The sequence below is a fragment of the Luteimonas sp. YGD11-2 genome (genome assembly GCF_004118975.1).
GTDB classification, from domain to species: Bacteria; Pseudomonadota; Gammaproteobacteria; order Xanthomonadales; family Xanthomonadaceae; genus Luteimonas; species Luteimonas muca.
On record NZ_CP035376.1, the window covers coordinates 148,457 to 168,548 of the forward strand.

The window sequence follows — 20,092 nt, forward strand, 5'->3', positions numbered from 1 at the left end:
CCCCTACTTCTTATCGCTTGCAGGAGGAGACAAGCCGGCCGACTTCATCTCTTGAATGATCTCGGATGGCGTAAACCGATTGATCTGTGTCGGAATGACAAACGGGGCCGACAAGGTTTTGATCCTGGCAAAGCCGACATCCTGCGCTGATTTCAGCGAATCCAAGAAATCGCCAAAATCGTAGAACTTGCCAAGCGTGCGCAACTCGTCGTCGTTATTGAGGTGAGATACGAACCAGTTCTCCGTGTTGGCCAGGATGTTCGGATGAACCGAAGACGGCTCCTGCGTGGCATACACGAATGCAATTTTGGCCTTGGCCCCCTCTTTGGCAATTCGGGGCCATGTGTCTTGAAGGTCGTCCTTGCGGCCGATCAGGTTGTGTGCCTCTTCGACATATAGAACGATGTTCATTGGCGTTGCGCCGCTATTGAGGGTGTCGAACTGGCGTTTGAAAATCGCCTCCGCGATACGAAGCGACAAGGTCTTTCGGATTGAAACTGGACCAGCGGAGAGATCAAGAATAACGATCCGCCCATCGTAAAGATGCCCAAGGATCTCCTTGACGACATCACCGCTCCGCGTTGCGGAGTGGTAATCCCTGTATTCCTGGATCTGCTTGAACCCGCGAATATAGGTGCCGCCTGTGTTTTGACAACTGAGCACATTTAGTGTGGCTGAAAGAGGTGAGTCCACCCATTCTTTGCCACTGCTGCTCTTGAGTGGACTTCCCAGATTTACTTCACGCGCCGCCTTGAACCATTGGGTCGCTTGCGTTAGGTCGAGATCATAAATTTGGGCGTTCCCTTGCTTGATCGGCGAAGGAAATCCAGCGCTGAGTTTAGGTGCGACTGCGGCAACCACGCTTTGACTCACTGGAAACCTGACCTTGAATCCCTTTGGCGCCACGTATTGCGCAGAGTGAAGCACACAAAAGAATGCGGCCCGACGAACCTGCCAGCGTGTGTGTCCGCCCCGGTCCTCGGCGGCGTCGGGCTCTTCCAGAGAACTGGTCAGGAAGGTCAAGATATCTTGCGCGTTTCCTCGGGTTTCTCTGGACAATCGTTCCAGCAGGTCAACGGCAACATCAGGCTGTTCATAAAAGTTGGTCCGCAAATCGCCGAAGCCGGGAGTATCGATGGCACGATAGCGTCGGACATGATCACCGAAGACTTCAGCAATCGAACTGCCGTCATCTTGATTGTTAGCATTCGCATATTCACCATTGACGTCGAAGATCAGCTGACCAATGGAAATTTTGGATTTCAAAGCGGCCATGGCCACGGCAGACACTGTTGTCTTGACAGTGTTCGATTTGCCGGTTCGGGTCATGCCAAGGACGGCGGTGCGGCGCGCCAAGAAGTCGGCGGGCTGGATCTCCACCTTGACAGGTTCTTCGGTAGGGCCGCGGTGAAGGCGGTCCGTCGAGGTATATCGAATAGTCCCGATGTTGATGGGCTTCGGCGGCTCGTTAAATCCTGCCTTCTTGGCCTCTTCTCTGGCCTTCTCGCGAACTTCTGGATTGATGTGATTGACGATCATCTCCAATGATTTCCCACGCGGCTTGTAAACACGCATCCGCGAGTTGTTCATGAAGTTTTCGATGTCGCTCCCAAGTCGGAGCTTGTTGTTTTTGTCCAGGTAGAACGTGCCGATCACACGGCAACGAATGCCACCCCATTGAAGCTCGTCTGCGGTAATCGGGTCCAGGCCGTCGTGCCCGTCGCCTGGGAGGCGTTCGCCTTCAAGGCGACGCTGATGGTGCTCAATCCTCGTTTTAACCAGGTCGGCATCTTGCGGAAGAGCAACAGGCTCCAATACGCGCAGCAGAATGATTTCCTTGTCCATGCCTGACGCGGCATGAAATGACTGCGGATTGAAGCCAGCCGCGATTAAGAAGGAGTTATGAGGAATTCCGCCAACACTGACCTTGAAGGCGTCATTTGTTTGAATAAGGCATTCCTGATATGAAAGCCGAAATACATACCCAACAAACGTTTTGTTGATAGCCTCATCACTACCGCAGTCGCCGATGATGCGTGTCAGTTCGTTGTCGGATATTAGTTTCGATATCAGGTCGTTCATTGATCCCCCTTCAATGGTGTAAGTTCAGGCTGCCCGCTTTTGACGGGATGGGCCTGATCGCTTCGGTGCGCCTAACCGCTCCCCACGTGTCATAGTCGGGGGCATGGGCAATGTCAAGCCGGCATAGAACATAACTTCACTCGTCAGCGGTCGCTCGGTGTGCGTGGAGTAGTGAAGGGACAACAAAGTTGACTTCATACCCTTGTATATCTTTCGAATTTCAGGGGCGTCGTCATAGGTAATGAGGGTCGGATGGGTGAGACCCTTGGCCACGGTCGCTACGTCAATATGGTCGTCGTGCTCATAAAAGTTCCGATAGAGCTGGCTACCTTTGAGGTAGTAGGGCGGATCCAAATAGATCAGGCTCTTCTTCGGAAGTTTTGGGTCTACCTTGTTCAGAAAATCAATTGCATCCAGCCCATATACTTGGATGTTTTTGCGTTCAGCGGCGATGGCTTGAATCCGGGCGATCAAATCGGTGCGGTTATATCTGGCATCGATCTTGTATTTTCCGTCCTGTGCCTTGCCACCAATCACGCCGCCATTCAGTATTCCAGAGCGGCTGGTTCGATTCAGGAAGAAGGTGGCGAAGGCAATCTCCGATGTGGAGTGTGCCTCCATGTTCGCCAAGACATCCTTGGCGAATGCCCTGGTCTCCATCGTAGGAGCGCGTGTCTGGATTTCATGAATGAGCGCCTCTGGCTCTTGAATGATGGAGCGCCAGAAAGCGTAAACAACGGGGTCGGCGTCGTTGATTACAATGCGCCGAACGTGCTTCCGCAGCAAAAGATACATGGCCACGCCGGCGCCGCCAGCGTAGGGCTCAACATAGCAGCCGCCTTCCAGGTTATTGGCTTTCAGCAGCGAAGCGATCCACGGGCCAAGACGCCCCTTTCCGCCAGGATAGCGCAACGGACTCACGAACGCGCCGCCTCCGTTGCCCACGGTCGCGCCGGACATCACTGCTGTTGGTTTGTTGACTTCACCATTTGTGTCTTCCCTTTTCATGCTGCCCCTGTATTCCAGCGCTACTCATCGTAGCTCTAATCATCAAAGCAGAAAATCCGATTTGCGCAATACCAAAAAGCGCCGAAAGTATGCATAAATACACATAATCAACCTGCGGTTATTGCCTGACCTTTCCAAAATCAGAAAACGCAATAGAGTCAATGGAAATCCATATCCTTTACTTCTCTTATGCGTGTCCCTAGAAATTGTCCATACGAAGACTGCCGATACCACCAAAACGTGCCCCGCCATCCGTTCTACATCAAGAGGGGGAAACGGGCCAACAAAGGGGCGAAGCCGACAAGGCGCTACTTCTGTCTGGGCTGCGATAGATGGTTCAAGTCCACATACCCCAAGAAAGCGAACTAACCGAAAGCCGGAAAGCTGGGCCAGCTTACATAGGGCTTGTAAAGACCCAATAGCCGGAGGCCGCCATCATGGTTGCGCGTCCCCCAATGCCCCCGTCAGGAACTTCCTCGGCGTAGGCTTGGTGTTGGGCACATCCAGGTAGCGATGCCAACCCAGGTAGTTCGGTAGATTCTTGGTGGCCACCCCTCGGAACCGGAACATCCAACCCTTCAAGCGGCTATCGTAAGCGTTGACGTTCTGGATGTGGTAGACCTCGCCCTTGCGCTTCTTCTTGGGGTTGGCAGGCACGCAGCGCAGTTCAATCTCCATGGCCTTGGCAAGCGTGCGATACGCGCTAGCGTTGTCGGAGCAGAGCACTACATCCATAGCCAGGGCGGGCACCAACGCCTTGCCAATGTCGCGGGCAGTGCGCGAGGGGAGCACCTTGGTCAGAGTCTTGCCGGTGGAGCGGTCGCGAGCAACCAGCACCGGGATTTGCTCACGCGACAGACCACGCTGGCTGGCGGGTTCGCCACGGCGCTTGGCCGGACGGGGCATGTCCTTCTTACGGCCCTTGAAACTTTCCTTGAAGAAGGTTTCGTCGGCTTCCACGATCCCGGACAACTCGGTCGGGTTCATCTGGCTCATGACCTCAAGGAACCGATGGCGCCAGCGGAAGGCAGTGGGAACACTCACGCCCAAAGCCTTGGCGGTTTTCCGCACCGTCATGCCTGCCACCATGTATTTCGCATTGGCGATGTGCTTCTCGCCATGGCGCAGGCCAGCCAACGGTGTGCCGGTGATTGGGGAAAAGGTCTTGGCGCAATCGTGGCAACGAAAACGCTGGTTGCCCTTGTAGCGTCCCCACTTCTGGAAAGAGACGCTACCGCAGTGTGGGCAGCCCTTGATGTTTTCCGCACGCTTTTGAAGGACAACGGAGCCTTCAACCTGGCTTTCCCGCGCCTTCAATGCCTGCTTCAACTTCGAGCACTCTTCCGCCGTCAGGTTGCCAATGGCGGGAAGGATCTTTTCGACCCGAGACTTCTTCGGCATTTGCCTTTTCCCAGCCTGCAAAAAGGGCAGGTTGAAAGTCTTCAAGCCGGGTCATAACCAACACTGAACGCTAACAGAGCCAAAGAAAATGCCACCCGCGAGGGTGGCAAGTCGTCGACCTTGGAGAGAGAGATGACGGCGTGCGTCAGCGGGTCGGCGGTTGTTCGGGATCCTCGGGCGGGATCTGTTCGTCGGTGGGATCGAGCGGCGGCGGGTCGGTGACCGGATTCCCCGTCGGCGGAAGATCCGTGGTCTGGCTGGGTCGCGAGGTGCCATCGATCGGATCGGCGACCGGCGGCGTGCCGTAGGGCCCGGTGGTGTTGTCGGCGGGCGGCGTCGGCTCGGTCGCCGCGGCATTGGTCGCCGGGGGAACCACATCGTTGTTGTTGGTGTTCGACGGGCTGCAGGCCGCAAGCCCGAGAGCCAGCAGCGGCAGGAGTGCGGACGTCGGATTGCGCATGCATGGACCCTCGCGGTCGGGGATGCCAGCGTCCCGCAGCAGGTGTGTCGCCGGCGTCATGGAAGTGCTAACGAAACGCGAAGGCAGCTCAACCGCAATCGATCGAGGCCACGATGTTGCTCTCGTCGACGCGCAGGTTGAGGCGGCCCTCAAGGTATTCGAGGGTGACCATCTGGTCGGGTTTCAGCGTGCGCGCGGTGTTGGCGCCGGCGGCTGCGCGCGCACGCTCCACCAGTTCGGTGGTGGCCGCCTGGCCGACGAAGGACTGCGCACGCGTGGCATCGCAGCGTTCGGTCACGGTGGGCGTGGCGGGATCGGCGGCGGCCGTGTCGCGCGGGCTTGCGCAGGCGGTCAGTGCGAGCAGGGCGGCGGTGCAGGCCAGGGCCGAGAGCGAACGGGTCATGGGGAGATCTCCGGAGCGGGCATACAGGCTGCAGGCGCCGGTGTTGCGATCGGGTCAATGCCGCGCCGCATTTGCCGTGGCGTTGACGCGCTTCTGCAGAAGCTGCCGCGCATGAGTGCCTCCTCCCCCGCGGCGGCAGCGCCGACTGCCGACCCCGTGCGCGACGCCCGCCAGGCCGGCCTGGTGTACGTCAGCGATACCCAGCCCGGCATCATCCGCGTGCGCAGCGGCAAGGGGTTCTGCTATCGCCTGCCCGACGGCAGCGTGCTGCGTGACCGCGACGAGATGGCGCGCATCCGTGCATTGGCGATCCCACCCGCCTATACCGACGTGTGGATCTGCACCGATCCGCGCGGGCACCTGCAGGCCACCGGCCGTGATGCGCGCCGGCGCAAGCAGTACCGCTATCACCCGCAGTGGGCGGAGACCCGTGGCATCGGCAAGTTCGGCCGGGTCATCGCCTTCGGCCGCGCGCTGCCACGCCTGCGCCGGCGGTTGCGGCGCGACCTGCGCCAGCCGGGGTTCCCGCGCGACAAGGTGCTGGCGGTGGTCGTGTCGCTGATGGCGGAGACGCTGGTGCGGGTCGGCAACGCCTGTTACGCCAGCAGCAACCGTTCGTACGGTCTGACCACGCTGCGCAACCGCCATATCGATTTCCTGCGTGGTGGCCGCGCGCGGCTGCGCTTCCGCGGCAAGGGTGGGCTCGACCACGATCTCGAGATCGACGACGCCCAGCTGGTGAAGCTGGTGCGCGCCTGCCAGGAGCTGCCGGGGCAGGCGCTGTTCCAGTACCACGACGACGACGGCACGCTGCAGCCGGTGGACTCCAGCGACGTCAACGCCTACCTGCGCGAGGCCACCGGCGAACACTTCACCGCCAAGGACTTCCGCACCTGGGGCGCGACGCTCGAAGCGTTCCGCATCCTCGCCACCACGCCGCTGCCGCCGCCGTCGCGTACCGGCGTGCCCAGCGAACGCGCGCTGGCGCAGGTGAAGAAGGCCGTGGTCGCCGAGGTGGCGTCGGTGCTGTGCAACACGCCGTCGGTGTGCCGCAAGGCCTATATCGACCCGCGGGTGTTCGCCGGCTGGGAAGACGGCAGCCTCGCCCGGGCCGCCGCCGGCGCGCGCGGCGAACGCCAGTGGGAACTGGCGGCGCTGAAATTCCTCGCCGGTTGCGATCGTGCGCGTGCCAGTGCTGCGCGCAAGCAGGCAAAGGTGGCCGCGAAGACCTCGACGCGCCCGCGCCAGCGCAAACGCGAGGCGTCGGCGCGCGCGCAGCGCGCGTGACGCACTACAGCCAGCGCCGCACCCGTGCCCGGTAATCGAGATAGGCCTGCCCGAACAGTGCGTGCATGCGCGACTCCTCGAAGGGAATCATCACCCGCTCGAGCTGCAGCAGCGGCAATGCCATGAGCGGCAGCGCCCAGGGCGCACGCAGGTACATGGCCAGGCCGACATAGGCGGCAACCAGGCTCACGTACATCGGGTTGCGGCTGTAGCGGTACGGACCATGCACGACCAGCCGCGAGGCCGCGCCCGAGGGCAGGATGGTGGTGCGCTCGCGTGCGAACAGGCCGAGGCTTGCCAGCGACAGCAGCAGCCCGGCCGTGGCGAGCAGGCCGCCCGCGGTCTGCAGCGCGGGCACCCACCGGCCGTCGTACACCGGCAGTGCCAGCAGCTGCTGCAGCAGCAGGCCACCACCGAGGCAGCCCGCGAATGTCAGCGGTGCCGGGAATGTCGCCAACCATGGTGCGCGTGTGCCGCTGCGCCCGCCCTGCGTGCCTGCCTCGACCGCATGCAGGCCGGTCATGGCCTGCGCGTCCGCCTCGTTCATCGTGTTCCCCCTTGCGCTGCGCGCGTCGTCCTGACGGCCGGTGCGCCCGCTCCCCGCGGGCGTGCCGGTGGCGGCTCAGGCCGCCTGTATCTGCACCACCCGCAGCGGGTTGTCCCACTCGCGAAGCAGCTCGGCTTCGCGCGTCTTCGCCGCATGCAGGTGCGCGTGCTTGACGTGGCCGAAGCCGCGGATGTGTTCCGGAATGCTGGCGATCTCCGCGGCGAGGTCGACGTTGCCACCGTCGAGCTTCTCCAGCAGCCCGCCGACGGTGCGCTCGTAGTCGGCGATGAGCTGGCGCTCCATCTTCCGCTCCGCGGTATAGCCGAACACGTCCAGCGGCGTGCCGCGCAGGCCGCGCAGCTTGGCCAGCACCCCGAAGGCCTTGAACACCCACGGGCCGTACTCGCGCTTCTGCAGCTCGCCCCTGTCGTTCTTCTTCGCCAGCAGCGGCGGGGCGAGGTGGAAGTGCAGCGTGTAATCACCCTCGAACTGCTGCTCGAGCCGGCGGCGGAACTCACCACTGGTGTACAGGCGTGCGACCTCGTACTCGTCCTTGTAGGCCATCAGCTTGAACAGCGAACGTGCGACCGCTTCGGTGAGGTCGGTGGAGCCGGGTGCCTTCGCCGCTTCGGCCTTGCGCACGCGGGCCACGAATTCGGCATAGCGGCGCGCGTACTTCGCGTTCTGGTAGTCGGTAAGGAAGGCGGTGCGGCGACTGACGAGTTCGTCGAGCGAACGCGACAGGCGCAGGTCGTCGAGGGGGAGGAAGGTGACGGCGTCGGCGTTTGCCCTCACCCCACCGTCGGCGTCGCCGAAGGTCCCCCCCTCTCCCGTTGTACGGGAGAGGGACGCGTGCGCGCGGCCTGCGGCCGCGGGCGTCTTTTCGGGCAGATGCCGCAGGTCGTCCTCGTCGCGTGCCGGCTTCGGAGCCGCGGTGGCACCTGCCTCGGTGCTTTCCCACTCGCCCGGCGGCAGTGCTTGGAGGGCGTGCGGGGTGTTCTCGGCCACGGTGCGCGCGGTGGTTTCCAGCCCGGCGGCCTCGCGCACGGCGTCCGGATCGACCGCCGCCAGCCGGCCCCATGCGAACGCGGTCTTGTTCATCTCCACCGCGGCGCCGTTGAGCTCGATCGCACGCGCGATCGACTCGAACGACAGCGGCACCCAGCCGCGCTGCCAGGCGTAGCCGAGCATGAAGAGGTTGGCGGCGATCGCATCGCCCATCAGTGCGGTGGCCAGCTGGGTCGCATCGACCACGTTGAGCGCACCGGCCTGCGCGGCCTCGCCACCGAGTGCGGTGCGTACCGCGCTGATGATGTCGGCGGCCGGGAACTCCATGTCCGGGCGGGTGGTGAAGCTGCCGGGCATCGCCTCGTAGCTGTTGAGCACCACGTGGCTGCGGCCCTCGCGGATCTTCGACAACGCCCAGTAGTCGTTGACCACCACCATGTCGCAGCCCAGCACCAGGTCGGCCTCGCCGGCGGCGATGCGCACCGCGTGGATGTCGGCCGGAGTCTTCGCGAAACGGATATGGGTGGTGACGGCGCCGCCCTTCTGCGCGAGGCCGGTCTGGTCGAGCACGGTCGAGCCACGCCCTTCGAGGTGCCCCGCCATGCCCAGCAGCGCGCCGATGGTGACCACGCCGGTGCCGCCGACGCCGGTGATCAGGATGTTCCACGGCTGCGACAGGTCGCTTGCGAACACCGGCTGCGGCAGGCTGGCCAGGCGTTCGGCGGCGTTGACCTTGCGGCCCTTGCGCGGCTTGCCGCCATGCACGGTGACGAAGCTCGGGCAGAAGCCCTCCACGCAGCTGTAGTCCTTGTTGCAGTTGGACTGGTCGATCGCGCGCTTGCGGCCGAACTCGGTCTCCTGCGGCAGCACCGAGACGCAGAACGATTTCTTGCCGCAGTCACCGCAGCCTTCGCAGACCAGGGTGTTCACGAACACGCGCTTGGCCGGGTCCGGCAGCTTGCCGCGCTTGCGGCGGCGGCGCTTCTCGGTGGCGCAGGTCTGGTCGTAGATCAGGATCGACACGCCCTTGACCTCGCGCAGGCGCGTCTGCACCGCGTCGAGCTCCTTGCGGTCGTGGAACTCGACGCCTGCGGGGAAGATCGACGGATCCGACCACTTGGCGATGTCGTCGCTCAGCAGCACGATCGTCTGCACGCCCTCGGCGCGCATCTGGTGGGCGATGTCGGGCACGGTGAGGGTGCCGTCGACCGGCTGGCCGCCGGTCATCGCCACCGCGTCGTTGTAGAGGATCTTGTAGGTGATGTTGACCTTGGCCGCGATCGCCTGGCGGATCGCCAGCGAGCCGGAGTGGAAGTAGGTGCCGTCGCCCAGGTTCTGGAAGATGTGCGGCGTGTCGGTGAAGGCCGCCTGGCCCGCCCAGGTGACGCCTTCGCCACCCATGTGGGTGAAGGTGTCGGTGGCGCGATCCATCCACGTGACCATGTAGTGGCAGCCGATGCCGGCCTGCGCGCGCGAGCCTTCCGGCACCCTGGTCGAGGTGTTGTGCGGGCAGCCCGAGCAGTAGTGCGGCACGCGGGGGAACTGCGCACGCGGCAGGGCCAGCGCGCTTTCCTTCTGCTCCATCCAGGCAAGCGTCTGGCGGATGTGCTCGGAATCATGGAAGCGCTGGATGCGCCTCGCGATCACGCCGGCGATGGTCGCCGGGGTGAGTTCGCCGGTCGACGGCAGGATCCAGTGGCCGTCCTCGTCGTACTTGCCGACGATCGACGGGCGCCTGCCCTCGAAGTTGTAGAACATTTCCTTCATCTGGCTTTCGATGAAGGACAGCTTCTCCTCGACCACGAGGATGTCCTCGAGCCCGCGTGCAAACGCGCGGATGCCCACCGGTTCCAGCGGCCAGGTCATGCCGACCTTGTAGACGCGGATGCCGAGCTCGGCGCAGGCGCGCGCATCGAGCCCCAGGTATTCCAGCGCCTGCAGCACGTCGAGGTAGCTCTTGCCGGTGGTGACGATGCCCAGCCGCGCATTCGCCGAATCGATCACCACGCGGTCGATGCGGTTGGCGCGTGCGAACGCCTGCGCGGCCTTCACCGCATAGCGATGCAGGCGCATCTCCTGCTCCATCGGCGGATCCGGCCAGCGGATGTTGAGGCCCCCCGGCGGCAGCTCGAAATCGTCGGGCGTGGCGATCTGCAGCGCGAACGGATTCACGTCCACCGAGGCCGAGGACTCCACCGTCTCGGCGATCGTCTTGAAGCCGATCCAGCGGCCGGTGTAGCGGCTCATCGCCCAGCCAACGAGGCCCATGTCGAGGATGTCCTGCACGCCGGCCGGGTTGAGGATCGGCATCAGCGCGCTGGTGAACTCGCCTTCACTGCCGTGCGGCAGGGTCGAGCTGCGGCAGGCGTGGTCGTCGGCGGCCAGCGCCAGCACGCCGCCATGCGGATTGGTGCCGGCGGCGTTGGCGTGCTTGAACACATCGCCGCAGCGGTCGACGCCCGGGCCCTTGCCGTACCACATCGCGTAGACGCCATCGACGGTCGCGCCCGGGAACAGGCCTGTCTGCTGGGTGCCCCAGACCATGGTCGCGCCGAGGTCCTCGTTGAGGCCGGGCTGGAACTTCACCCGCGCTTCTTCCAGATGTTTGCGGGCACGCCACAGCTCGAGGTCGAAGCCGCCCAGCGGGCTGCCGCGGTAGCCGGAAATGAAGCCGCCGGTATTCAGCCCTGCGGCCTGGTCGCGCAGCCGCTGCATCAGCGGCAGCCGCACCAGCGCCTGCACGCCGGACAGGTAGATGCGGCCCTCGGTGCGGGTGTAGCGGTGGTCGAGGCTGTAGTCGGTGTCCACCGCGCCACGGGTCAGGGCGGTGTTCGCGGACGCAGGAGAAGACAGTTCGGCAGTGCTGGTCATGGCGGAGTCTTGGCTTGCGCGCGCGGCGCTGGCGGCCATGGCGGATGCCGGATGGCGCGACGGGTGGAGCCGGGAGGGCCCGGCCGGGGGCGCGCGATTGTAGCAGCGCGCTTTCCGGCCCCCTTTTCAGGCATGCCAGGCGGCCCCGCCGTAGAATGGCCGCGGGAGAACACGCAACACCTCAGGGGAAAACACGATGAATCCACGCACCTTCGCCTGTCTGGCGCTGTTGTGGCTGTGCGTGCTGGCGCCGACGGCGCTGGCGCAGTCGCTGCCGGCATTGCGCGAGTTCTATTTCGACGACGACCAGGCCGCGCGCCCGATCCGCGTGGTCGAAGGCACCGACGATGCCGCGGTCGAGCAGCTGATGCGCACGATGGAGCGCCGCCAGCGTCATGCCGAACTCGCCACCGCGCAGCTGGCGCACATCGCGCTGGCCGGCGGCCGCGCCGAGACCGCGCATGCGCTGTACCGGCAGGCGATCGAGTCCACCTCGCCGCGCAGCTCGCAGCGCCAGCAGGTGCAGTGGAACTACGGCTGGGACCTGCTGCGCGCCGGCGATGCCGAGGGTGCGCTCACGCAGTGGGCGGGGGTGATGGAAGGCCGCCGCCAGCAGCCGGAATGGCTGCCGCCGACGCTTGCGCTCGCCCTGTGGCGGCTCGACCGCCGCGCCGAAGCGGTGGCCTGGTTCGCGGCCGCGGTGCGCACCCATCCCGACCGCTGGCCCTACGCCGCCAACCTGCCGGCGCTGCTGCCCGACTGGCGCGAGGACGAGCGCGCAACACTTGCACAGGTGCAGGCCGCGTGGGTCGCCAATCCGCCCGTCTGGCCGTAAGCGGACCGCGTTGACGGCCCTGCGCCGTTACCCGCGGGAAGGGCGGATCCGGCGGGTCATCCCCGAAGGCGATTAGGCGTCTGTCATCCCCGCAAAGGCGGGCATCCAGGGACGTTGCCTTCCATTGCCGCGCCGCAGCGCGCGCTGCACATCGGGTTCGTTGCAGCAGGGCGGCACAGGGCGCCGCCCGGCATGCCGCCTCCGCAGGAGCTGCGTCAGTCGGTGTCCTGCACCGGGGCTTCCAGCGGCACGCCATTGGCCTTGAGCCACGCCACCACCTGGCGGCGCTCGTCGAGGGCGCGGTCGTTGAGCAGTTCCCGGCGGTAGCCGAAGTAGTAGGGCTGGAAGCTCTTGCCGCCGGAGTTTTCCGCCAGCGGCGACGCGCCGGCCGCGAGCAGGCGCAGGATCGCCGCGCCGGCATTGGTACGGGCGGCCACGTGCAGGGGGGTGTCGCCGTTGAGGTCGGCGACGTCGGCGTCCGCACCGGCGTCCAGCAGCACCTCGAACTGGCGCGCCTCCGGCGACAGCAGGGCGGACACAAGCGGGGTGGCGCCGGTATGCGGATTGCGCACGTTCGGGTCGCCGCCGCCGGCCAGCACCGCGCGCAGCAGCCCGGCATTCCCGGAGAACGCCGCCGCATGCACCGCGGTGTCACCGCGTGCGTTCGCGCGGTTGGGGTCGGCACCGCCGGCCAGCAGCGCCTGCACGCTGGCGACCTGGCCCTGGCGGATGGCCTCGATCAGCAGGCTGGAACCATCGCTGCCGGGTGTGTTGGCATCAACACGCTCCAGCTGGCGACGGATCTCGGCGTCATCGCCACGGCGCACCGCATCGGCCAGCGATGCGACCTCGGGACTGGTGAAGGCATCGGTGCTCATGGACGGTTGGGCGCACCCCGGGGCGCAGATGAGGGCCAGGGCGCCGGCGATCGCGTGGAAGGGGCGCATGCGGGCCATTTCAATCGCGATCGCTGCCGGGCGCAAGCGTCACCGCTCAGCGCCCGAACAGGCCACCCACGAAGTTGGTCACGCCCTGCGCCACCTTGCCGGCACCATCGGCGATGGTCTCGACCACCTGTCCACCCGCGTCGGCGACGAACTCCACCGCGTCACCACCGAAGTCGACCGCGCCCGACAGCGCATCACCGGCCCAGCCGTCCACGCGCTCGTCGATCTTCGCCGCCAGTGAATCGGCATAGCGGTCGACGGTGTCGCCGACCGAGTTGGCGGCACCCTCGGCGAAGTCACCGGCGATGCTGAAGCCGCCAGCGACGTACCGGCCATTAGCGAACTCGCTGGCGACCACGCCGTCGATATCGGTGGCGAAGTCATGGGTGTTGCGCGCGAAGTCGTCCTTCAGCTCGCCCGGCAGCAGGTCCTGCAGGTCGCGGCCGAGGTTGGAGGGGTTCTCGTAGCCGGCCTGCCAGGGCTGGCGGTCGATCATCGCCGCGGTCAGCGCGTTGGGGCTGTGGCTGATGCCCGCGTAGGCCAGGTTGCCACCCACCACCGTCACCAGGGAGCCACCGAGCGCTCCGAGAGGGGCGATGAGCGGCCCGCCGATCACGGTGGCGACCCCGGCCCCGATGGGAGCGCCGACGATCGTGCCGGTCACCGGATCGCGGGCGAGTTCGACGCCGGCATTGATGGCCCGGCTCTGCTCCGGCGAGAAGCCTTCGATGGGCCCGTAGTTGGTGAACATGTTGTGCTCGTCGGCTCGGGCGGGATCGACCACGATCCGCGTGCCGATCGCATCCGGTGCCACCAGTCCGGTGGCCCAGCTGTCCTGGGCATTGGTCAGTGCGTCGCCCGACAGCGAGTAGGCGCGGATCTGGCCGCCCTCGGCGAGGTCGCGCGCGCGCTGCGGATCGATGCCCATGCGGTCGAAGGTGTTGGGGTGGATGCCCGACGCATCGAAGGTGACCGCGGGCACGCCACTGGCCAGCGCGCCGACGCTGGCCAGCCCACCGCCCTGGGAGTGGCCGGTGATGGCGAGGTTGGAGGACTCACCACCCGGGTTGTCGCCGAACACCTGTGCGAATTCCACCGCGGTGTTGACCGCGGTGACGCTGAACTTGTCGCCGTCGCGGGTCTCGTAGCCGAGGCCCTGGCGGAAGTTGTTGTCCCAGTCGTCGCCGCCCTCGGCGGTGCCGCGGTAGGACAGCACGTAGTTGCCGTCGCCGTCGCTATAGACCTCGGCGCGGAATTCCTGGTCGTTGGTCGGCACGCTGTCGTTGGCGCCGAGGTACTGCAGGCGCCAGGCCTGCACCTGTTCCGGGGTGGCCGGCCGCTCCGGCGTGCCAATGCGTTCGGCGAGGTCGGCGTCCGACACCGCGCTCCAGCCTTCCGGCGGATCGCCACGGGTGCCGTAGACCGCGGTGGCCAGCTGCGACAGGGTCACGTCGAAGGGTTGCGCCTGCGTGCCGCTGGCGACCGAGCCGAGCGTGCCGCCCTGGGGGATGCCGTACTGGCCGCCTGCGGCGGACGGCGACTGCGCGGCATTCGCGCCCGGTGCCTGGACCTGCGGATGCCAGCTCGGCTCGGGGCGGTAGCCACCATTGCCACGGGCCAGGCACTGCGGCGGCTGCGACGGCGGCGGTGGCGGCTCCTGGCGGAGCAGGGGGCGATGGATGGCACCGCTGTCGGAGATGGTCATGACCATCGGCATGTCCTGTGCGCAGAATCCTGTGCCCGTTATCCCGAGCCGGGCGCCGGGTGGCAATCCGGGCTGACCCTAGGGCGGTGCGCAGGGCCGGGTGCCGACGCCGTACGCCGCACGACGTACGACGTACGACGTACTATCGGGCTCCCGCCGTTGCCCGTATTGCCGATGCCCGCCTATCGCCTGTCCGCGGCCGCCGCGCTGCTGTGCTGCCTGCCGCTTTCGCTGGCCGCCGCCGATCGCATCACCGGCCAGCCGTTCGCCACCCGCAGCGAGGTCCACGCGCCGCATGCGATGGCCGCCACCTCGCATCCGCTGGCCACCCAGATCGCGCTCGACATCATGAAGGCCGGGGGTTCCGCGGTGGACGCGGCGATCGCCGCCAACGCCGCGCTCGGGCTGATGGAGCCGACCGGCAACGGCATCGGCGGCGACCTGTTCGCGATCGTCTGGGATCCGGCCACGAAACGCCTGCATGGCTACGACGGCTCCGGCCGCTCGCCGCGCTCGCTGACCATGGACGAATTCCGCCGCCGCGGGCTCACCGAGATCCCGTCGCACGGCCCGCTGCCGGTGACCGTGCCGGGCACCGTCGACGGCTGGTTCGCCCTGCACGAACGCTTCGGCAGGCTGCCGATGGCCGACAACCTCGCACCGACCATCCGCTACGCCCGCGACGGCCACCCGGTGCACGAGGTGATCGCCCACTACTGGGACCGCTCGGTGCCGCGGCTGTCGCGCTGGCCGGGCTTCAGCGAGCAGTTCACCCTCGACGGCCGCGCCCCGCGCACCGGCGAGACCTGGAAGAACCCCAGCCTCGCCGACACCCTGCAGAAGATCGCCGATGGCGGGCGCGATGCGTTCTACAGGGGTGACATCGCCCGCACCATCGGCGACTACTTCGCCGCCAACGACGGCTTCCTGTCCTACGACGACCTGGCCGCCCACACCGGCAACTGGGTCGAGCCGGTGTCGACCAATTACCGCGGCGTCGACGTGTGGGAACTGCCGCCGAGCGGGCAGGGCATCGCCGCGCTGCAGATCCTCAACCTGCTCGAGCCCTACGACCTCAAGTCGTACGGCTTCGGCAGCCCCGAGCACGTGCACCTGTTCGTCGAGGCCAAGAAGCTGGCGTTCGCCGACCGCGCGCGCTGGTATGCCGACCCGGAGTTCCATCCGGCACCGGTCGCACGCCTGATCTCCAAGGACTATGCCCGTGAGCGCGGCGAGCTGATCTCGATGGACCGCGCACTGCGCGAGGTGCAGCCGGGCACGCCGGCGCAGCTCGACGAGGGCGACACCATCTACCTGACCACCGCCGATGCCAGCGGGATGATGGTGTCGCTGATCCAGTCCAACTACCGCGGCATGGGCAGCGGCATGGCGCCGCCGGGGCTGGGCTTCATCCTCCAGGACCGCGGCGAGCAGTTCGTGCTGAAGGACGGCCATCCCAACAGCTACGCGCCGGGCAAGCGCCCGTTCCACACCATCATCCCGGCATTCGCCACCCGGGGCGGCGAGCCGTGGCTGTCGTTCGGGTTGATGGGGGGCGCGATGCAGCCGCAGGGGCATGCGCAGATCATCATCAACATGATCGACTTCGGCATGAACCTGCAGGAGGCCGGCGACGCCCCGCGCATCCACCATGATGGTTCCACCGAACCCGCCGGACAGAACCTTGCGATGACCGACGGCGGCCGCATCGAGCTGGAATCCGGATTCCCCTACGAAACCGTGCGCGGGCTGATGCGCCGCGGCCATCGCGTGCAGTTCGCCGACGGCCCCTATGGTGGCTACCAGGCGATCATGAAGAACCCGCACGGCGGCTGGACCGGCGCCAGCGAGTCACGCAAGGACGGCCAGGCGGCGGGGTACTGAGACGACACCGCAACGCAGTCTCTCCGGCCGGGGCACACCACATCAAGGGACGCACCAGATGCAGAAGGATCGCGGCACCGCGGTAACCTCCAGACCCCGTCGACGCGCCGTGTCGCTGCTTGCGGCGGCGTTGCTGACGCTGGCGACGCCGCTGGCGTTCGCGCAGCCTGGCACGGATACGCAGGCCCCGATGGTCGACCAGGCCGTCGCCGCCGCGCAGCGCGACTACCTCGGGCGCCTGGCGGAGACGCTGGCGGCCGAGGGCAGCGCGCGCGGGCTTGCCCACGCCGCGTGGCTCCGGGACTGGCAGCAGGCGCTGGATGGCACGGCCACGGGTACTGCCAGCCATCCGCAGGCACGCGCCTGGCGCGAGCTCGCATTGCAGCGGGGCGGCACCGATACCGTGGCATTGGCGATGCTCGCCGGTGCCGATGATCCGTCGTCCACGCAGGCGGTCGCGCGTTGGCGGCAGCTCTCGCCCGGAAACCTGGTACCGGTGCTGTTCGCCGGGCTGGATCCGGAGCCGTTGCTCGCCGCCGCATCGCGCACCAGCCACGCGCAGGGACACACGATCGACCAGCTGCGCTGGATCGTGGAAGCCGTGCGCCGCCTGCCGCCCGCTCCGGACGCGCTCGCGCAGCTCGTCCCCGACGGGGTCGGCATCGACGATTTCGCGGTGATGCACGGCTGGGCGTACCTCGCCACCTTCGCCACACCCGACTTCGCGACACTGGTCGAGGCCTGTCGCGCCGCCGGGCAGCGCGGCGCCGAAACCGCGGCGGCATGTGGCAATGCGGCACGGGTGCTGCAGGGTGGCGATACACGCTTGCAGCAGATGGTCGGCACTGGCCTGGCCGGCGAAGTCGCCACCAGCGCCGGCGACCGCCAGCGGGCCGACGCGGCGCGCCGTCGCCTGGATTGGCAGATGTTCGAACTCGGCCGCCTGAGCAGCGGCCTGCCCGACCAGGGCGTCGCCGAACACGTGGCACTGCTCGCCGATCCGGCACTCGACAGCGAAACCGCCATCCACGAGGCGCAGCTGCGTGCGGCCGGCATCCCGCTGGATCCGCCGGCGGGCTGGCAGCCGCCCTACCGGTAAGCCACGTGCTGCAGGGCGATGCGCAGAAGCCATTACCGCCGTCGCGCGACCCCGTCGCCAGCACGGTGATGAGTGCGGCCTACGTCCGGGGCTGCACCGCGCGGACGGCGCCGTGCTGGCGATGCCGGAGATCGATTGGCCGCCAGCGAAGTGCCCTCCAACAGCCACGCTCGGATAGCCGGGATCAACGTGCCGCCGGGCGGCTGGACGCCCACCGCATGACAGCCATGCGCGTTGCCGTGATGCTACTCGCCAGCACATTGGCCGCTTGCGCCGGCCACCGCGGCCACGTGATACACGAGATGGTCCCGCCGGCAGGCCGCGCACCGTATCCCCTCGGCGCGCAGCAACGCCTGTTCCTGATGCCGGTCCCGGTGACCGCGCCGATGCCGACGCTTGTCGCAGGCCGCTGGCCGCGTGTCGCCACCGTGGTCTGCGTCGAGTTCACCGTCACCATCGCGGGCGAGACCGTGGACATCGATACTGCCGGCCAGACCGGATGCGGTGGCTCGGCCCCGCTTGACCCCGCCCACCACGCGCGGCTGCGTGCAGCAGTCGAGGATGCGCTCGCGCGGTGGACGTGGCGCTCCGGTGCCATCTGCACGTTTCCGGAAGGCCTCCAGCCCAATGATGCGTGCCGCGCCCCCGGCATCCTCTACGAGGCGGTGCCAATGCGGCTGGATTACCGCTTCACGTTCGAACCCGGTCGCCAGGTCGACAAATAGCGCTGGGAGTCAGTTGGGCTGGCGCTCGCTAATCGCCGTGTGGCCGACGCTGGCCACGATGCGGGTGGGCACCATCAGGCTCCGTTTCTTGTCGAGGGTTTTCGTTTTTCGTCTCCAGCCCAATTGCGGGGCCATATCCAGGCGCCTGCCGGGTGTTTCACCGACCAAGGCGGTATCGGGCGCCGACTCGGGGGAATACCCGGCAGGCGCCCTTGCGCAAGTTCACGCCTTTGCTCGGTGTCCAAACCCGAATGGTTTCGCTCAACCAGACGCGCCGGTGAACCCTTCTCAATCCGCCGGCACTGTCCGCGTTGCCGCCCATTCGCGCAGTCCGTCGACCTGCTCGCGCATCACCACCGAGAGCGGCCGTGTCTGCCTGAGCTCGGCACGCAGGCCGAAGTCGCCGAGCGGTGCGTCGGCCGCGTGCGCTGCATACAGCGTGGAGACGATCGCCTGCTCGATCTCGGCACCGGAAAAACCCTCGGATGCCGCAGCCAGCGCGTCGAGATCGAAGTTGGCCGGGTCGAACCCGCGCGACGTCAGGTGCAGCGCGAACACCTCGCGCCGCACCTCCGCCACCGGCAGGTCGACGAAGAAGATCTCGTCGAAGCGGCCCTTGCGCAGCAGTTCCGCCGGCAGCTCATGCACCTGGTTGGCGGTGGCGACCAGGAACACCTTCGATTTGCGCTCCGCCATCCAGGTCAGCAGGTAGCCGAGCACGCGCCGCGACACCCCGCCATCCTCGCCGCCGGTCGAGGCCGCCAGCCCCTTCTCGATCTCGTCGATCCACAGCACGCACGGCGCCAGCTGTTCGGTGGAGGCCAGCGCCGCGCGCAGGTTCGATTCGGTTTCGCCGTGGTACTTGTTGTAGAGCGTGCCGAAATCCAGCCGCACCAGCGGCACCCCGAAGCCGCCGGCGATCGCCTTGGCCAGCATCGACTTGCCGCAGCCCTGCACGCCCAGCAGCAGCACGCCCCTGGGTGGGTCCAGGCCGGGCGGCGCATCGCCTTCGACGAACACGCGGCGGCGCTGTTCCACCCAGCGCTTGAGCCGGCGCGCGCCGGCGACGTCGCCGAAACGCGCGGTGTCGTACTCGAAGTGCAGGTGCCCGCTGCGGTTGAGCAGTTCGAAGCGCAGCTTCTGCAGCTTCGGCAGGTCGCTTTCGCACAGCACGCCGTCGTCGAACACCAGGTGCCGGGCGATGCGCTGCGCGTCGGGCAGGCTCAGGCCCTGCAGGTTGCGCACGATGCGCTGCACGACCTGCTCGTCCGTCTCCACCCGACGCCCGCCGTGCTCGGCGGCGTAGGCGCTGGCGACCTCGCGCACCACGCGCAACAGCGCGGCCTGGTCGGGCAGGCGCGGCGCGTAACGCACGGCCATCGCCTCGAGCTCGTCGGGCAGCTCCACCCGGTGGCCCACCAGCACGATCACGTGCGGCAGGCATTCGCGCCGCTGCAGCAGGTCACGCAGCTGGCGGCGCGTGCCCGCCACGTCCAGGTACGGATGCACGTCGAGCAGCAGGTAGACCCCGCGCTGCTCGGCACCCCGGATCGCGCGCAGCAGGGTGCCGACATCGGCCGCGCCGTCGGGTTCGTCCTCGCGGTCGAGGTCGATGCGGCGCAGCCCCTCGGTGATCGACCAGCGGTACATCGCCCGCCAGACATGCCGCAGGGACTGCCGGAACAGCGCCACCGCGCCCGGCTCGTCGCGGGTTTCGATGACGATCAACGGCGTGTCGGCGCGGATCAGCGCCACCAGGTCCTGCAGTTCGCTCATGCGTGGCTCCCCCGAAGCCGCGTGAAGATATCAGTTCGGCGGGCGTCGCCGGTG

At 66.8% G+C, this 20,092-nt stretch carries 15 protein-coding genes; 5 read left to right on the forward strand and 10 right to left on the reverse strand.

Annotation, left to right across the window (positions count from 1 at the left end; all coding sequences use genetic code 11):
- Positions 1 to 3 precede the first annotated feature (3 nt).
- From ERL55_RS00715 to ERL55_RS00735, 5 genes are all read right to left on the reverse strand, one after another.
- The gene (locus tag ERL55_RS00715) at positions 4 to 2,082 is read right to left on the reverse strand and encodes a DUF87 domain-containing protein (RefSeq protein WP_129134717.1); all 2,079 of its coding nucleotides are present in this window, start codon (positions 2,080 to 2,082) and stop codon (positions 4 to 6) included.
- 24 nt (positions 2,083 to 2,106) lie between these two features.
- Positions 2,107 to 3,090, reverse strand: a complete 984-nt coding sequence (locus tag ERL55_RS00720; protein WP_241685796.1) for a DNA adenine methylase — start codon at positions 3,088 to 3,090, stop codon at positions 2,107 to 2,109.
- Between the two features lie 435 nt (positions 3,091 to 3,525).
- The gene (locus ERL55_RS00725) at positions 3,526 to 4,536 is read right to left on the reverse strand and encodes an IS1595 family transposase (protein WP_129134718.1); all 1,011 of its coding nucleotides are present in this window, start codon (positions 4,534 to 4,536) and stop codon (positions 3,526 to 3,528) included.
- A gap of 100 nt (positions 4,537 to 4,636) precedes the next feature.
- Positions 4,637 to 4,951, reverse strand: a complete 315-nt coding sequence (locus ERL55_RS00730) for a hypothetical protein (RefSeq protein ID WP_129134719.1) — start codon at positions 4,949 to 4,951, stop codon at positions 4,637 to 4,639.
- Positions 4,952 to 5,039: 88 nt separating this feature from the next.
- Positions 5,040 to 5,354 (reverse strand): I78 family peptidase inhibitor, encoded by a 315-nt coding sequence (locus ERL55_RS00735; protein ID WP_129134720.1) that lies wholly within the window; start codon positions 5,352 to 5,354, stop codon positions 5,040 to 5,042.
- Between the two features lie 111 nt (positions 5,355 to 5,465).
- Here ERL55_RS00735 and ERL55_RS00740 point away from each other — a divergent pair, with 111 nt between their 5' ends.
- Positions 5,466 to 6,641 (forward strand): DNA topoisomerase IB, encoded by a 1,176-nt coding sequence (locus ERL55_RS00740; RefSeq protein WP_129134721.1) that lies wholly within the window; start codon positions 5,466 to 5,468, stop codon positions 6,639 to 6,641.
- Between the two features lie 4 nt (positions 6,642 to 6,645).
- On the opposite strand, the gene ERL55_RS00745 is transcribed toward ERL55_RS00740, so the two are convergent.
- Both ERL55_RS00745 and ERL55_RS00750 read right to left on the reverse strand, forming a co-directional pair.
- Complete coding sequence (locus tag ERL55_RS00745) at positions 6,646 to 7,164, reverse strand: isoprenylcysteine carboxylmethyltransferase family protein (protein WP_129137131.1); 519 nt, start codon at positions 7,162 to 7,164, stop codon at positions 6,646 to 6,648.
- A 99-nt stretch (positions 7,165 to 7,263) separates the two neighbouring features.
- Positions 7,264 to 11,067, reverse strand: coding sequence for an indolepyruvate ferredoxin oxidoreductase family protein (locus ERL55_RS00750; protein ID WP_129134722.1), 3,804 nt, complete (start codon positions 11,065 to 11,067; stop codon positions 7,264 to 7,266).
- A 196-nt stretch (positions 11,068 to 11,263) separates the two neighbouring features.
- On the opposite strand from ERL55_RS00750, the gene ERL55_RS00755 reads away from it, so the two are divergent.
- Entirely contained in the window at positions 11,264 to 11,902 is a 639-nt protein-coding gene (locus tag ERL55_RS00755) for a tetratricopeptide repeat protein (protein ID WP_129134723.1), read from the forward strand.
- A gap of 215 nt (positions 11,903 to 12,117) precedes the next feature.
- On the opposite strand, the gene ERL55_RS00760 is transcribed toward ERL55_RS00755, so the two are convergent.
- Positions 12,118 to 12,780 (reverse strand): ankyrin repeat domain-containing protein, encoded by a 663-nt coding sequence (locus ERL55_RS00760; RefSeq protein ID WP_164972077.1) that lies wholly within the window; start codon positions 12,778 to 12,780, stop codon positions 12,118 to 12,120.
- Positions 12,781 to 12,895: 115 nt separating this feature from the next.
- Entirely contained in the window at positions 12,896 to 14,560 is a 1,665-nt protein-coding gene (locus tag ERL55_RS00765; RefSeq protein ID WP_164972078.1) for a DUF2974 domain-containing protein, read from the reverse strand.
- Between the two features lie 168 nt (positions 14,561 to 14,728).
- Between ERL55_RS00765 and ggt the strand changes: the two genes are divergently transcribed.
- The 3 genes from ggt (at position 14,729) to ERL55_RS00780 (ending at position 18,262) form a co-directional block, all read left to right on the forward strand.
- On the forward strand, positions 14,729 to 16,438 hold the full coding sequence (ggt, locus tag ERL55_RS00770; RefSeq protein ID WP_129134726.1) for a gamma-glutamyltransferase: 1,710 nt from the start codon (positions 14,729 to 14,731) through the stop codon (positions 16,436 to 16,438).
- 58 nt (positions 16,439 to 16,496) lie between these two features.
- Positions 16,497 to 17,537: a hypothetical protein gene (locus ERL55_RS00775; RefSeq protein WP_129134727.1), complete on the forward strand. Its 1,041-nt coding sequence runs from the start codon at positions 16,497 to 16,499 to the stop codon at positions 17,535 to 17,537.
- A gap of 227 nt (positions 17,538 to 17,764) precedes the next feature.
- On the forward strand, positions 17,765 to 18,262 hold the full coding sequence (locus ERL55_RS00780) for a hypothetical protein (protein WP_206733339.1): 498 nt from the start codon (positions 17,765 to 17,767) through the stop codon (positions 18,260 to 18,262).
- A 288-nt stretch (positions 18,263 to 18,550) separates the two neighbouring features.
- Here ERL55_RS00780 and ERL55_RS00785 read toward each other — a convergent pair whose 3' ends face one another.
- Entirely contained in the window at positions 18,551 to 20,038 is a 1,488-nt protein-coding gene (locus ERL55_RS00785; protein WP_129134729.1) for an AAA family ATPase, read from the reverse strand.
- Between the last annotated feature and the right edge of the window lie 54 nt (positions 20,039 to 20,092).

Bases quoted from the DNA above. Each gene is read 5' to 3' on its own strand.
- ggt (WP_129134726.1), top strand. From the start codon at position 14,729: ATGCCCGCCTATCGCCTGTCCGCGGCCGCCGCGCTGCTGTGCTGCCTG.
- ERL55_RS00745 (WP_129137131.1), bottom strand. From the start codon at position 7,164: ATGACCGGCCTGCATGCGGTCGAGGCAGGCACGCAGGGCGGGCGCAGC.
- ERL55_RS00715 (WP_129134717.1), bottom strand. From the start codon at position 2,082: ATGAACGACCTGATATCGAAACTAATATCCGACAACGAACTGACACGC.
- ERL55_RS00780 (WP_206733339.1), top strand. From the start codon at position 17,765: ATGCGCGTTGCCGTGATGCTACTCGCCAGCACATTGGCCGCTTGCGCC.
- ERL55_RS00735 (WP_129134720.1), bottom strand. From the start codon at position 5,354: ATGACCCGTTCGCTCTCGGCCCTGGCCTGCACCGCCGCCCTGCTCGCA.
- ERL55_RS00785 (WP_129134729.1), bottom strand. From the start codon at position 20,038: ATGAGCGAACTGCAGGACCTGGTGGCGCTGATCCGCGCCGACACGCCG.
- ERL55_RS00755 (WP_129134723.1), top strand. From the start codon at position 11,264: ATGAATCCACGCACCTTCGCCTGTCTGGCGCTGTTGTGGCTGTGCGTG.
- ERL55_RS00750 (WP_129134722.1), bottom strand. From the start codon at position 11,067: ATGACCAGCACTGCCGAACTGTCTTCTCCTGCGTCCGCGAACACCGCC.
- ERL55_RS00765 (WP_164972078.1), bottom strand. From the start codon at position 14,560: ATGGTCATGACCATCTCCGACAGCGGTGCCATCCATCGCCCCCTGCTC.
- ERL55_RS00720 (WP_241685796.1), bottom strand. From the start codon at position 3,090: ATGAAAAGGGAAGACACAAATGGTGAAGTCAACAAACCAACAGCAGTG.
- ERL55_RS00730 (WP_129134719.1), bottom strand. From the start codon at position 4,951: ATGCGCAATCCGACGTCCGCACTCCTGCCGCTGCTGGCTCTCGGGCTT.
- ERL55_RS00740 (WP_129134721.1), top strand. From the start codon at position 5,466: ATGAGTGCCTCCTCCCCCGCGGCGGCAGCGCCGACTGCCGACCCCGTG.
- ERL55_RS00760 (WP_164972077.1), bottom strand. From the start codon at position 12,780: ATGAGCACCGATGCCTTCACCAGTCCCGAGGTCGCATCGCTGGCCGAT.
- ERL55_RS00775 (WP_129134727.1), top strand. From the start codon at position 16,497: ATGCAGAAGGATCGCGGCACCGCGGTAACCTCCAGACCCCGTCGACGC.